Annotated in this window: 10 protein-coding genes; 6 read left to right on the top strand and 4 right to left on the bottom strand. The window is 63.2% G+C overall.

Annotated elements, in window-relative coordinates; all coding sequences use genetic code 11:
• Positions 1–2: 2 nt before the first annotated feature.
• Entirely contained in the window at positions 3–719 is a 717-nt protein-coding gene (locus AC1VON_RS10395; protein ID WP_172352203.1) for an HAD family hydrolase, read from the bottom strand.
• Between the two features lie 147 nt (positions 720–866).
• On the opposite strand from AC1VON_RS10395, the gene AC1VON_RS10390 reads away from it, so the two are divergent.
• The 3 genes from AC1VON_RS10390 (at position 867) to AC1VON_RS10380 (ending at position 4,915) form a co-directional block, all read left to right on the top strand.
• On the top strand, positions 867–2,303 hold the full coding sequence (locus tag AC1VON_RS10390; protein ID WP_172352204.1) for a glutamine synthetase family protein: 1,437 nt from the start codon (positions 867–869) through the stop codon (positions 2,301–2,303).
• Positions 2,304–2,396: 93 nt separating this feature from the next.
• On the top strand, positions 2,397–3,683 hold the full coding sequence (locus AC1VON_RS10385) for an NAD(P)/FAD-dependent oxidoreductase (protein ID WP_172352205.1): 1,287 nt from the start codon (positions 2,397–2,399) through the stop codon (positions 3,681–3,683).
• A gap of 377 nt (positions 3,684–4,060) precedes the next feature.
• Entirely contained in the window at positions 4,061–4,915 is an 855-nt protein-coding gene (locus AC1VON_RS10380) for an SH3 domain-containing protein (protein ID WP_483121954.1), read from the top strand.
• Positions 4,916–5,103: 188 nt separating this feature from the next.
• Here AC1VON_RS10380 and AC1VON_RS10375 read toward each other — a convergent pair whose 3' ends face one another.
• Complete coding sequence (locus tag AC1VON_RS10375; protein WP_483126301.1) at positions 5,104–5,850, bottom strand: SDR family oxidoreductase; 747 nt, start codon at positions 5,848–5,850, stop codon at positions 5,104–5,106.
• A gap of 309 nt (positions 5,851–6,159) precedes the next feature.
• On the opposite strand from AC1VON_RS10375, the gene zwf reads away from it, so the two are divergent.
• The 3 genes from zwf to edd all read left to right on the top strand — a co-directional run bounded on the left by zwf (position 6,160) and on the right by edd (position 10,221).
• Positions 6,160–7,629, top strand: coding sequence for a glucose-6-phosphate dehydrogenase (gene zwf / locus AC1VON_RS10370; protein ID WP_172352207.1), 1,470 nt, complete (start codon positions 6,160–6,162; stop codon positions 7,627–7,629).
• Complete coding sequence (gene pgl / locus AC1VON_RS10365) at positions 7,611–8,327, top strand: 6-phosphogluconolactonase (RefSeq protein WP_483121952.1); 717 nt, start codon at positions 7,611–7,613, stop codon at positions 8,325–8,327. Before zwf ends, pgl begins: the two co-directional genes overlap by 19 nt.
• 70 nt (positions 8,328–8,397) lie before the next feature.
• On the top strand, positions 8,398–10,221 hold the full coding sequence (gene edd / locus AC1VON_RS10360; RefSeq protein ID WP_483121950.1) for a phosphogluconate dehydratase: 1,824 nt from the start codon (positions 8,398–8,400) through the stop codon (positions 10,219–10,221).
• Positions 10,222–10,286: 65 nt separating this feature from the next.
• Here the strand turns inward: edd and AC1VON_RS10355 are convergent, their stop codons facing one another.
• Complete coding sequence (locus AC1VON_RS10355) at positions 10,287–11,954, bottom strand: vWA domain-containing protein (protein ID WP_483121948.1); 1,668 nt, start codon at positions 11,952–11,954, stop codon at positions 10,287–10,289.
• An 86-nt stretch (positions 11,955–12,040) separates the two neighbouring features.
• Positions 12,041–13,423: a tetratricopeptide repeat protein gene (locus AC1VON_RS10350; RefSeq protein ID WP_483121946.1), complete on the bottom strand. Its 1,383-nt coding sequence runs from the start codon at positions 13,421–13,423 to the stop codon at positions 12,041–12,043.
• Positions 13,424–13,552: the final 129 nt, after the last annotated feature.

The raw sequence follows: 13,552 nt of genomic DNA, 5'->3' as shown, positions 1-13,552 counted from the left end.
GATCAATCTCGCTTCGTGATGTTTTGTATCAGTTCGGGCAATTGCCCAAGGTCGGATATCTGGCGGAAACGCGGGGCGGCGACCGGCGCCTCGACATGCTCGAGCACCCAGGTCAGTTCGTGCGGCACATGGACACCCCAGCCGCCGGCCTCGATGGCCGGCACCACGTCCGACTTCAGCGAATTGCCGACCATCATGCTCTTTGCCGGACCGTCGCCGTGGCGGCTGAAGAGGCGGGCATAGGTGGCGGCATTCTTGTCGCTGACGATCTCGACCGCATCGAACAGGTCGCCGAGGCCGGAGCCAGCCAGCTTGCGCTCCTGGTCGAAGAGATCGCCCTTGGTGATCATGACGAGGCGGTATGCGCCGGCGAGCTTCTCCACCGTCTCACGCACATATGGCAAGACTTCGATCGGGTGGCTCAGCATCTCGCGGCCGGCATCTAGGATCTGCGCTATGACCGAAGCCGGGACCCGTCCGTCGGTTACCTCGATCGCTGTCTCGATCATCGACAGCGTAAATCCCTTGATGCCGAAGCCATAGACGGCAAGGTTGCGCCGTTCGGCGTCGAGCAACCGAGCCGAGATCTGTTTCTCCTCGCCATGGTCGGCAAGCATGGCGGCGAAGCGCTTCTCCGTCATGCGGAAGAACTGTTCGTTCTGCCAAAGCGTGTCGTCGGCGTCGAAGCCTATCGTGGTCACTTCGCTACTGGTTCGCATCGTCGAGCTCTTGAGTTCAGGGACAGGCCGAGCCTAAGCCGAGCCGGGCGCGATTTTCAACCGCGGCGGCAAATGCCGGCAGCGGCTCCCCTTCCCTTCCACAGTGGGGCACGGCTATACTCCGAAATCCGCAACCCAATCTGGTGAATGATGCCGCCTGCAAAAAAGGAAGTCCGTCCGTCGAGCCGCGGAGGACGGGCTCGCACGCCTGCCTTCGTGAAGAACCTGCGTGGTGTGAAGAACTGGAAGGAAGTCAGCGAATGGCTGGAATGGCGCGGCATCGAGGATATCGAATGCATCACGCCTGATCAGGCAGGCGTGGCACGCGGCAAGATGATGCCGTCGAAGAAATTCACCTCCAACACCTCGCTGGCGCTGCCTTCGGCCGTCTTCATGACGACGATTTCCGGCGGCTATCCCGAAGATGGCAACGGCTTCCACTATCCCGAGGATGACGGCGATCTCAAATTGATGCCGGATCTTTCGACACTGACGGTGGTGCCGTGGGAAGAAGACCCAACGGCGGCCGTCATCTGCGACCTCGTCCACCAGGATGGCCGCTCGGTCGAATTCACGCCGCGCAATGTGTTGAAGCGCGTGCTTGCAGCCTACGACAAGCTTGGGCTGAGGCCGGTGGTGGCGCCCGAGATCGAATTCTACCTGGTGCGCAAGAATCCGGACCCGGACTACCCGCTCACCCCGCCCGTCGGCCGCTCGGGGCGCGCAATCGGCGGCGGCGCCGGCTATTCGATCGCCGGCGTCAACGAGTTCGACGAACTGATCGACGACATCTACCATTTCTCCGAAAGCCAGGGCCTGGAGATCGACACGCTCATTCATGAAGAGGGCGCGGGCCAGCTCGAGATCAATCTGCGCCATGGCGACCCGATCGAGCTCGCCGACCAGGTGTTCATGTTCAAGCGCACCATTCGCGAAGCCGCGCTCAAGCATGAAATCTATGCGACCTTCATGGCCAAGCCGATCCAGGGCCAACCGGGTTCGGCCATGCACATCCATCAGTCGATCGTCGACAAGAAGACAGGCAGGAACATCTTTTCGGCCGAGGACGGCTCGGAAACCCAGGAGTTCTTCCATTTCATCGGCGGCATGCAAAAGCACGTGCCGAACGCGTTGGTGATGTTCGCGCCCTATGTCAATTCCTATCGTCGGCTGACACAGGCGGCCTCGGCTCCAGTCAACAACAAATGGGGCTATGACAACCGCACCACGGCGTTCCGCGTGCCGCGTTCGGATCCTGCGGCGCGGCGTGTCGAAAACCGCATCCCGTCCTCCGATGCCAATCCTTACCTGGCGCTGGCGGCTTCGCTCGCTTGCGGGCTGATCGGCATCACCAGGAAGATCAAGGCCGAGCCTCCGGTGCTGACGACCGCCAATGCGCACGAGATAGACCTGCCGCGCAGCCTGCTCGAAGCTGTCGACCTGTTCGAGGGCGACGAGGAACTCTGCGCGCTGCTGGGCAAATCCTTCGCCGCGACCTACGCGGCGATCAAGCGGGCGGAATTCGAGACGTTCATGGAAGTGATCAGTCCGTGGGAGCGGGAGTACCTTCTGCTCAACGTTTGAAGAAGCGAACAGCGAATAGAAACAATATCGGCTCTTCCCTATTCGCTACTCGCTCCTCTACCCCCTCCAAATCTCCCGAGTCTTCGCCTCATCATGCCCTACCAATCCCCAATTTCCCCTGGCCGGTCTTGGTACGAAGACACGGTTGGCCCGCGGCCGGAGTATCCTGCGCTTGACGGCGACCGGACCTGCGACGTGGTCGTCATCGGCGGCGGCTTTACCGGGCTGTCGGCGGCGACACATCTAGCCAAGGCTGGAACCAACGTCGTTCTGATCGAGGCGTATCGCTTCGGCGACGGCGCTTCCGGGCGTAATGGCGGGCAGCTCGGCACCGGCCAGCGCGCCTGGGCCGAAGACCTGGAAGCGGAGTACGGCTTGTCCCGTGCCAAAGCTTTGTTCGATCTTGCCGAGGAGGCGAAGGCGCATCTCATCGAATTCGCCGCCGCCAACCAGATCGATATCGATTATATGCCGGGCCAGCTCTCCGTGGCGCACAAGCCTCGCTATGTCGACGACTACAAGGCGCATGCGGAGATCATGGCCAGCCGTTTCTCCTACCCGCACATCTCGTTCATGGATGCCAGGGAGACGGCGGAGCGGCTTGGCTCGACCGCCTATTTCGGCGGCACGCGCGACACCGGCACCGGCCATATCCATCCCATGAAGCTGGTGATCGGAACGGCGCGGGTGGCGGCGCAGGCGGGCGCGCAGCTGTTCGAAGGGACGCCATCGACCGGCATCGTTTCGACCGGCGGCAAGGTCAGGGTTTCGACGCCAAGAGGCACCGTGACGGCGCAGAAGTGCCTGATCGCGGTCAACGCGCATGGCGGCACACTCGAGCCGGTGAGTGCGGCGCACATCATGCCGATCGGTTCCTTCATCGGTGCGACCGTGCCTTTGGGGGCGGACTTGAAAGTGCTGCCCGGCGGCGAAGCGGTCGACGATTCCCGGTTTGTCGTGCGCTATTTCCGCAAGTCGAGGGATGGACGGCTGTTGTTCGGGGGACGCGAAGTCTATGGGGTCAACGACCCCAAGGACATCCACATCCATATCCGCCGTCAGATCGTCGAACTCTATCCGGCATTGAAGGATATCGAGATCACCCATGGCTGGGGCGGCTATGTCGGCATCACGGTGCCGAGGAAACCGTTCGTGCGCGAAGTGATGCCCAATGTGATCTCGGCCGGCGGCTATTCCGGCCATGGCGTCATGCTGTCGAACTTCTTCGGCAAACTCTATGCCGAGACCGTTGCCGGCAACCGCGACCGGCTGAAGCTGATCGAGGACCTGAAAATTCCGCCATTTCCGGGCGGCCGCCGTTTCCGTACGCCCCTGCTTTTCCTGGCGCTCAACTGGTTCGCGCTTCGCGACAGGATCTAGTGCATCTCCCCCAAACTGGCTCCGGGGTTTGGGAGATCAACATCAACAAAAAGAAGGCCTGAAGCGCGTCCCTGAATCCGTTTCGGCGCGACGCCCTCGGGCGGGATCGGATCGCCATCACGATCTCATGTAATATTGTAATATTCATTGTAACATTTGTTGCCCTAGCGGCACATTGCGGAAATGCCGGCAAAGGCGCAGAATCCCCTATAATGGCGTACTGATGCCACAATCGCGGGCGAAAGGTTCCCGCTTCTGGGCGATTATTCGGGGATTGCTGCGGGCTTGCCCGTGTTGATTAGGGACCGATGCCGATCAGACGCCGGACTTCCGGCACCGATCGAAAGAACATTGGCCCGCTTATGGAGGTGGCGAGAGTGAGAGAGCCCTTCAGTTTCGGTACGCCGGAACGTCGGCGCTTTGCCATGCAGTTTGGATACGACATGCGGCCGTCCTTCTGGCAGGAAGTCCGTTCGAACTCGCATCTGGTGATTGCCGCGGTCGGCACCGCCGCGCTGCTTGGTGTCGCCGCGGTGGCGCTCTGGCTGGCATTGCCGACGAGCGAGCGGCAGGCAGCCGCCAGCCCGGAACAAAGCATTCCGGCCATTCCGGTGAAGACGACGAAGATCGTCCCCGCAGGAACCACGGTGGCCGCGGCGGTCGTGCCTGCCCGCAAGCCCGACCAGGTTTCATCGACCGTGGCGCCAGCGAAGGCAAGCATACAGGCGCTTGCGGCCAACGATCCCCGCTGGACCGAGGCGCAGCCGGAGCCCGCTTCCGACTCCACTGCCCCCAATCAAACGGCCAATCAGGCTGAGCCGGCGGCGGGCAAGGCAGTGGCGTTCGCGCAGCCGTCAACCAGTACCGATGCCGTCAACGAACTTGCCAAGGTTGCCACGCCAGGGCCGTCTGCGAATGGCAGCAAACCCGATGACGCGCAGACCGCTGCCATCCCCGAGACGCAGCCGCAAGTGCCGGAACAAAAACCCGCAAATGCACAAGGCGACGATGGCGCGGCCAAAGCGAAGCCGCGAAAAGTGGCGGCGGCAGGCACCGGCCGCGTCCTGCGGGCTGTGACCATGCGCAATGCTCCGAAGAAGGGGGCTACCCCCATCGGCACCGTGCCCGCCCGGACTTCAGTGCAATTGATGGGCTGCAAGCAGTGGTGCGAGATCGTCTACAACGGCAAGCACGGCTGGGTCTACAAGAGCTACATCAAGCCCGGCGCGTGAGGCTTAAACCGCCAAGCGACCACCCAAAGCGACGCCTGCTGCCTTGCTATTTGTGAGCCTGCACGGTCCGATGGCGCCGCGCTCGACGTCTCAGGTCGTTACGGATTTTTCCGCGGCCTGATCGATACAGGCTCATCGGCTGAAGAGCTGCCGGAAACGCTGCAGGCGACGCGCCGATTTGCGTTGCATCAGATGCAGCGGCCGCCATCGACCTCCAGCGCCACGCCGGTGATGAAGGCGGCTTCATCCGATGCCAGCCAGAGCGCGGCATTGGCGATATCGAGCGGGGTCGAAAGCCGGCCGAGCGGGATCGAGGCACGGAATTTCTCGCGGATCTCGGGGGTGTCGGCGCCCATGAACTTCTCCAGCATGCCGGTCTCGCCGGCGACGGGGCAGAGGCAGTTGACGCGGATGTTCTTGGGCGCCAGCTCCACCGCCATCGATTTGGTGGCGGTGATCGCCCAGCCTTTCGAAGCATTGTACCAGGTGAGGCCGGGCCGCGGCCGCAGGCCCGCGGTGGAGGCCGTGGTCAGGATGACGCCCCCGCCTTGCCGGTCCATGATCGGCACCACGGCAAGGGCCGCGTGATAGATCGCCTTCATATTGACAGCGGTGATCAGATCGAAAGTCTCCTCGTCGACCTTGAGCATGTCGCCGTTGCGATGGGTGTAACCGGCATTGTTGACCATGATGTCGATGCGGCCGAAGGCGCTTTTTGCGGCATAGACCATCTCGTCGAATTCGGAGCGCAGCGAAACGTCGGTCTGCGTCCAGATCGCCGCCTCGCCGATTTCATTGGCGACGCGCTCCGCGCCCCTGGCATTGAGATCGGCGACAACCACCCTGGCACCCTCTTGCGCGAAGCGCTTGGCCATGCCTTCGCCAAATCCCGATGCCGCGCCGGTGACGACGGCAACCTTGTTTTCCAGACGCATGCTTTTTCCGCTCATTGATGTCTTCCCGGAATTAATAGGGCGGCCGACCGCCATGGCCCACTCGGCAACAGACGGCGCCCCATTTCTCCCTTAGCTTTCGTCACATTCACGTTCTATGCTGCAACTGCGAAAGCTTCCGGGGTCTTCGTCCACCGACAAGCCTCCGGCAAGCGCCAGTGTCAACCGCACATATGGACCCAATCAATATCCTGCGATTGGTCCTTGATGTGACACCATGGCACTGGAAAATTTAAATCGATTAGAATATATCAGCCGCGTACTCGCGACCGGCGTCAAAGCGGACAGACCATGACCAGCCAGATCATTCCCGTCGATCCTTTCGACTTCATCATTTTCGGCGGCACCGGCGACCTGTCGGAACGCAAGCTGCTGCCGTCGCTCTACTACCGCCAGCGTGACCATCAATTCTCCGAGCCGACGCGCATCATCGGCACCTCGCGCTCGAAAATGAGCGACGAGGAATTCCGGGCTTTCGCCAGCCAGGCGATCTCCGACCACGTCAAGCCGGCAGATATCGACGCCAAGGAGCTGAAGACCTTCCTGGCGCGGCTTTCCTACGTCTCGGCCGACGCGACGAGCGGTGCGGGCTTCGACAAACTGAAAAAAGCGATCGGCGAGAGCGGCAGCATCCGCGCCTTTTATCTCGCCGTTGCGCCGGCGCTGTTCGGCGATATCTCGCACAAGCTCAAAGAGCACAAGCTGATCACGCCGAATTCACGCATCGTCCTGGAGAAGCCGATCGGCCGCGACCTTGCCTCGGCGCAGGCGCTCAACGATTTGGTCGGCGACGACTTCCACGAAAGCCAGATCTTCCGCATCGACCACTATCTCGGCAAGGAGACGGTGCAGAACCTGATGGCATTGCGCTTCGCCAACGCGCTCTACGAGCCGCTGTGGAACTCCGCCCATATCGACCATGTGCAGATCACCGTCGCCGAGACAGTCGGCCTGGAAGACCGCGTCACCTACTACGACAAGGCCGGCGCGCTGCGCGACATGGTGCAGAACCACATGCTGCAGTTGCTCTGCCTCGTCGCCATGGAGGCGCCGTCGTCGATGGACGCGGACGCCGTGCGCGACGAGAAGCTGAAGGTGCTGCGCGCGCTGAAGCGCATCAACGGCAACGAGGCGCCGAAACACACGGTGCGCGGCCAGTACCGCGCCGGTGCCTCTGCCGGCGGACCGGTGAAAGGCTATGTCGAGGAGCTCGGCAAGGACAGCAACACCGAGACCTTCGTCGCCATCAAGGCCGAGATCGGCACCTGGCGCTGGGCGGGCGTTCCGTTCTACCTCAGGACCGGCAAGCGGCTGGCGACCCGGGTTTCGGAGATCGTCATCGAGTTCAAGCCGATCCCGCATTCGATCTTCGGCGACAGCGCCGGGCCGATCTTCGCCAACCAGCTGGTCATCCGGCTGCAGCCCGATGAAGGCGTCAAGCAGTTCATCATGATCAAGGATCCAGGCCCGGGCGGCATGCGGCTGCGCCAGATCTCGCTCGACATGAGCTTCGCGCAATCCTTCGATGGCCGTGCGCCCGATGCCTATGAACGGCTGATCATGGATGTCATCCGCGGCAACCAGACGCTGTTCATGCGCCGTGACGAAGTCGAGGCGGCATGGAAGTGGATCGACCCGATCCAGAATGCCTGGGAGGGCGCCAAGCAGGAGGCGCAGGGCTATACGGCAGGGACATGGGGGCCATCGGCCTCGATAGCGCTGATCGAACGTGACGGGCGGACATGGCACGAGAGCAATTGACCAGCGCCAGCTACAACTGGAACGCTTTCCCCGACCGGCCGCAACTGGCCGCGGCGCTGGCCGGCCGCGTTGCCGATCGCCTGACCAGGGCGATCGCCGAACGCGGCACGGCAGTGCTGGCGGTCTCCGGCGGTACGACGCCGGCAAAGTTCTTTGCCGCGCTTTCGGTGGCGCCGATCGCCTGGGACAAGGTGATCGTAACGCTCGTCGACGAGCGTTTCGTGCCGGCCTCCTCGCCGCGCTCCAATGCCGGGCTGGTGGCCGCCAATCTGTTGCAGAACGCGGCCAAGGCAGCACGCTTCGTGCCGCTCTACCATGAGGCATCAGGTATCGAGGATGCTGCCGCATCCGACGATGCGGCACTGCGATCCCTGCCCTGGCCGCTCGATGTCGTGGTGCTCGGCATGGGGCCGGACGGCCACACCGCCTCGTTCTTTCCCGATGCCGACGATCTGGCAAGGCTGCTCGACCCGGCCTCGGACAGGATCATCCTGCCGGTTCATGCGGCCAGTGCGGGCGAACCGCGGCTGACGCTGACGCTCGCGCGCATCATCGATGCCGGCTTCATCGCGCTACACATTGAGGGCGAGGACAAGCGCACTGCCTTCGACGGCGCGGTTGCGCCCGGACCACGAAAGCCGATCCGAGCCGTGCTCGATGCCGCACCCAGGCCCGTAGAGGTTTTCTGGGCGCCCTGATTTTACATTTAGTGGTCCCGGCAACGGCGGGAGGATGTTTCCGGGACCTCGCCTGAAAGGACCGACCGCCATGACCGCAAGACGCGACATCGAAGCCATCACCGAGCGGATCCGCCAGCGCTCCAGACCGGGCCGCGAGCGCTATCTCGGCCGTATCGCGGAAGCGTCGAACCAGACCGCCAACCGCTCGGTGCTGTCCTGCGGCAACCTCGCCCACGGCTTCGCGGTTTGCAGTCCTTCGGAAAAGCTGGCGCTCGGTGCCGACAAGGTGCCCAATCTCGGCATCATCACCTCCTACAATGACATGCTTTCAGCGCATCAGCCTTTCGAGACCTTCCCTGCCCTGATCAAGCAGGCAGCGCGCGAGGCCGGCGGCATCGCCCAGGTGGCCGGTGGCGTGCCGGCGATGTGCGATGGTGTGACACAAGGCCAGCCCGGCATGGAGCTGTCGCTATTTTCACGCGACGTGATCGCCATGGCCGCGGCGGTCGGCCTGTCGCACAACATGTTCGACGCCGCGGTCTTTCTCGGCGTCTGCGACAAGATCGTGCCGGGCCTGGTGATCGCGGCATTGACCTTCGGCCATCTGCCGGCGGTGTTCATCCCGGCCGGGCCGATGACAACCGGCCTGCCCAACGATGAGAAAGCCAAGGTTCGCCAGCTTTATGCCGAGGGCAAGGCGGGACGCGCCGAACTTCTGGAAGCCGAGTCCAAATCCTACCATGGGCCGGGCACCTGCACCTTTTACGGCACGGCCAACTCCAACCAGATGCTGATGGAGATCATGGGCCTGCACACGCCGGGCGCCTCCTTCGTCAATCCCGGCACCCCATTGCGCGAGGCCCTGACCCGCGAGGCTACGAAGCGGGCATTGGCGATCACCGCGCTCGGCAATGCCTATACGCCGGTCGGACGGATGATCGACGAACGCTCGATCGTCAACGGCGTCGTCGGCCTGCACGCAACCGGCGGCTCGACCAACCACACCATCCACCTGATCGCGATGGCGGCTGCAGCTGGCATCGCCCTGACCTGGCAGGACATTTCCGACCTCTCGGAAGCAGTGCCGCTCTTGGCGCGCGTCTACCCCAACGGCCTTGCAGACGTGAACCATTTCCACGCCGCAGGCGGGCTCGGCTTCCTGATCCGCGAACTGCTCGACGAGGGCGTCTTGCACGAGGATGTGCAGACGGTGTGGGGCGAAGGCCTGCGGCCCTACGCGGTCGAGGCAAAGCTCGGCGCCGATGGCTCCGTGGTGCGTGAGGCTTCGCCGCGTGCCAGCGGCGACGAAAAGGTGCTGGCGCCGTTCAGCAAGGCCTTCCAGCCGACCGGCGGCCTGAAGGTGCTGGCTGGCAATCTCGGTCACGCCGTCATCAAGACTTCCGCCGTCAAGCCGGAACGACGTATCATCGAGGCGCCGGCCAAGGTGTTCGACAGCCAGCAGGGCCTGAACAATGCGTTCAAGGCCGGTACACTCACCGGCGATTTCATCGCCGTCATCCGCTTCCAGGGGCCGAAGGCCAATGGCATGCCGGAACTGCACAAATTGACCACCGTGCTCGGCATCCTGCAGGATCGCGGCCAGCGCGTCGCACTGGTCACCGACGGGCGCATGTCGGGCGCCTCCGGCAAGGTGCCGGCGGCGATCCATGTGACACCGGAAGCGGTCGAGGACGGGCCGATCGCCAGGCTCCATGACGGCGACATAATCCGCCTCGACGCCGATGCCGGCACGCTCGAAGTGCTGGTGCCAGGGACCGAGTTCGCGCTGCGCCGTACCGCCGAAGCCGATCTCATCGGCAACGAGTTCGGCTTTGGCCGCGAGCTTTTCGCCGGCTTCCGCCAGTTGGTGGGCCGTGCTGACCACGGCGCCAGCGCCTTCGGAACGGCTTGAGCTCTCTCATGCCCAAACAAAAAAAGGCGGCCCTTGAGCCGCCTTTTTTCTTGTCCTGCCGGATGCTATTCGACTTTGAGCTCACTGCGCTCGCCGGCCTTGACCGTAAAGGGCGTCTCCTTGTCGGCCTTGTCGGTGGTGAAATTGGTTACGAGCACGTAGTCGCCCGCCGCCAGCGTGGTCTGCATCTTCTCTCCATAGGCGTAGGTCACCTGCTTGCGCTCGCCCTGGATGTTCTTCTTGGCCTCAAAGATCTTGAAGCCATCCGCGCCGGGCGCGTCGACGGCGAGGACGCCCGCGTTCAGCGTCACGTTGACGTCGGTCATCTGCCCGACCGTCACGCTGAAGGGCTGTTCCGTGGACACGGCCTGCACATCGACGCCCATCACATAGTCGCCCGGGGGCAGGTCGAACTGGCTATCGGGGCCGTAGGCGTAGGTCACCTGATCGCGGGTGCCGTCGAGCTTCTTGGCCGCCTTGTAAACCTTCCAACCCACATCGGTTTCGGCCTTTTCGCCGCCCTGCGTGTAGAAAGCGTTAGCCTTGGCCTTGCCGACACCGACGATGATATCCTTGTCGACGACCTGGCCGGCGACGAGTTGCATGGTCTCGCTCGCCTCGCCGGCTCCCAGCTTCACCGTGACCTTGGTCTCGCCGGCCGGAACGACGTACTTGACCTCGCCGTAATTGCTGTCCGACGTGCCGCCGGGATAGGCGATGCTGATCTGCGCATTGCGGTCGACATCGGCCCCAGGGGCCGGCCGCGCATGGATGGAGATCTCCGCGGCATTCAGGTTAAGCGCCACCTCCGTCGCCTTGTCGGCTGTCAGCGAGACCTTCTGCTCGGCCTTGGCGGCGCCGCTAGTGACGACGACGATGTAGTTGCCGGCAGCAAGATGGAACTTGACGACGTTGTAGCCGGAGTCGACATGGTCGCCGCCGCTCCCCTTGGCATCATCCTTGAAGATTTCGAAGTAGACGTCGGACTTTGGTGCCTGACCGCCATCCTTCAGCAACGCGGTCGGGATCAGATTGTAGTCGACCTCGGCTGCTTTCGGTTCAGGCGCGGGAGCCGGGGCTGGTGCTGGAGCCGGCGCGGGAGCTGGTTCGGGAGCCGCGACGGTTTCGACCAGCGCTTCCTGCAGCGCCTTCTCGTCGGAGGCCTGAATGTACTTGCCGCCGGTGTTGTCGGCAAGGCAGGCGATCTGCTTGCCTTCATCGGCGGTCAGGCCGAAGCCGACGACGTCGGCGGTGAAGTCGACGCCGGACGCCTCGAGTTCCTTGCCAAGCGCACACGGGTCGCCGCCGCAGGTCTCCAGCCCGTCGGTGATGAGGACGACGGTCGCCTTGTCCTCGGTGTATTTCAGCGCTTCGGCCGCCTGCTTGACGGCCGCCGTCAGCGGCGTCTTGCCGAGGAATTTCAAACTGTCTGCGGCATCCGTGATGGCGCTTGCCGAGCCCGCCTGGGGCGGCACGATCAGCTGGATATCCTCGCAGCTGCCTTTTTCGCGATGGCCATAGGCCATGAATCCGATCTCGTCGTCGGAGGGAACGGATTGAAGCACGGTCCTTAGCGATTCCCTGGCGATTTCGAGCTTGGGCTTGCCATCGATCTGCGCCCACATCGACCCGGAAGCATCGAGAATGATGATGACCTTGTTCGCGGCAAAGCCGAACGTCGTCATCGACAAAAGGAGGATCGCCGCAGCGATGCTCCGTGCAAGTCCCACCATCAAAATCTCCTGAGTAGCCGCCCCGCCTGCGGCCCAAAACTATTTGAGCGCGCGTCGCGACACAAGCCCGGACGCGGCCATCTCGCTCAGGCGCCAACCAGTGGAGCTGGCCTGAAGCCTTCATGTTCGACGATGGCGCGGTATCGGGCATCGGACCGCAATCCCTTGAAGGGAGGCTCTATGCGGATGCCCAGCATATCGTCCTCCTTGCGCCGCATCGCCTCTTCGAGGTAGCGGATCGCTTCGTCATAACGCCCGAGCATCGCCGCCGTACCGGCCACTTTGTAGGCGGGCTCCAGGTTCCTTTCATACTGGCGTATCTGCTCGGCATACATGGCCGACAACAGGCCCTCGCCGCCGGCTTCGCTCAAACCCTTCTCGGCTGCATTGGCAATGGCCAGGCGGGCATCATTGTTGGCGATCTCGGCGGCGCGCCGGTATTCGCGCAGGAAATCGGTGAAGCGGCCCTGATCGAGATAGATGGTGGCCAGATATTCGGGCGCGGAGCGCAGATTCGGCTCGGCCTTGGCCAGTTGCTGCAGGATCATCACGGCGTCGTCGACGCGACCGGCATAAAACAGGATGAGCGCCTTGTTGGCTATGATGGCGCGGGATTCCGGATTCAACTGCTGCGCCTTGCCTATCTCGGCCAAGGGCGCGGCGGTCTCGCCTGTCACCATCAGGGTCAAGGCGTACCAGTGATGGGTCTGGGCCGCGTTCGGATCGAGCCGGATCGCGCGTTCGAACAATTCCCTCGATCTCGGAAAATCCTTTGTCCAGTAGAAGGTGGTGAAGGCAAGGGCGGCATAGGCACCGGCATTGTCGGGATCGAGCGCGATCGCCCGCTCGGCGGCGGCGACAGCGCGTGGATAGGCCTCGTTCGGCGGCATCAGCGTGAACTGGCTGATCGTGTTGTAGGCCTCGGCAAGCTTGACATAGGCATCGGCATAGTTCGGGTCGAGCGTCGTCGCCTCGGTCAGCAACTGGATCGCATGGGTGAAGCCGTCCGCCTGGCGGGTACCGAGATGATAGACGGCATCGAGGTAGAGATCCTGGACCCGGGAATCGGGCCGGTAGATAGTCCATGCCGGAGGCGCATCGGCACGTTGCATGGCGAGGGTGCCGGCAACCGCGAGCAACACCAATCCGACCGCACCGAGCGCCAGCAGCGAGATTTGGGGCCATTTCGAGAATCTGGCCGAAACACCTGGAGCAGTCATAGCCAAGGGCGGCGAGACCGGCTCCTCGCCCGGAGGCTCGACGTTGTCGGATACGACCGGCTCACCGCCACGCAGCCACGCATCGAGCTCGTCCGTATAGGCAAACACCAGGCTCCTGGCGCCGCCCGAAATGCGGTGCACGGGCAGCCCGCGCTGTCGCTCCCAACGCCGCACCGTGCGTTCGTCTCGTCCGAAGAACGCGGCGATTTCCTTCCAATCGCGAAGGCGACGATCGCGCTTGTTTGCCAAGACCAGCCCCATTGTCCCCTAACGCCCGTATCTGCCCGCTTTCGCCTGATGCCCTCCAACACCAGAGCGGGCTATCATCGCCATCGACATCAGCGCTTCGATGCCGACCGACGGTCCCTGCCGGCGGGC

This window comes from Mesorhizobium sp. HAY1-8B, from assembly GCF_056868045.1.
Note: the sequence above shows the minus strand (reverse complement) of the source record. Positions and strands in the feature narration are given on the sequence as shown.

Coding starts and splice junctions, on each gene's coding strand:
- pgl (WP_483121952.1), top strand. CDS start 7,611: ATGGCACGAGAGCAATTGACCAGCGCCAGCTACAACTGGAACGCTTTC.
- AC1VON_RS10375 (WP_483126301.1), bottom strand. CDS start 5,850: ATGCGTCTGGAAAACAAGGTTGCCGTCGTCACCGGCGCGGCATCGGGA.
- AC1VON_RS10390 (WP_172352204.1), top strand. CDS start 867: ATGATGCCGCCTGCAAAAAAGGAAGTCCGTCCGTCGAGCCGCGGAGGA.
- edd (WP_483121950.1), top strand. CDS start 8,398: ATGACCGCAAGACGCGACATCGAAGCCATCACCGAGCGGATCCGCCAG.
- zwf (WP_172352207.1), top strand. CDS start 6,160: ATGACCAGCCAGATCATTCCCGTCGATCCTTTCGACTTCATCATTTTC.
- AC1VON_RS10385 (WP_172352205.1), top strand. CDS start 2,397: ATGCCCTACCAATCCCCAATTTCCCCTGGCCGGTCTTGGTACGAAGAC.
- AC1VON_RS10355 (WP_483121948.1), bottom strand. CDS start 11,954: ATGGTGGGACTTGCACGGAGCATCGCTGCGGCGATCCTCCTTTTGTCG.
- AC1VON_RS10395 (WP_172352203.1), bottom strand. CDS start 719: ATGCGAACCAGTAGCGAAGTGACCACGATAGGCTTCGACGCCGACGAC.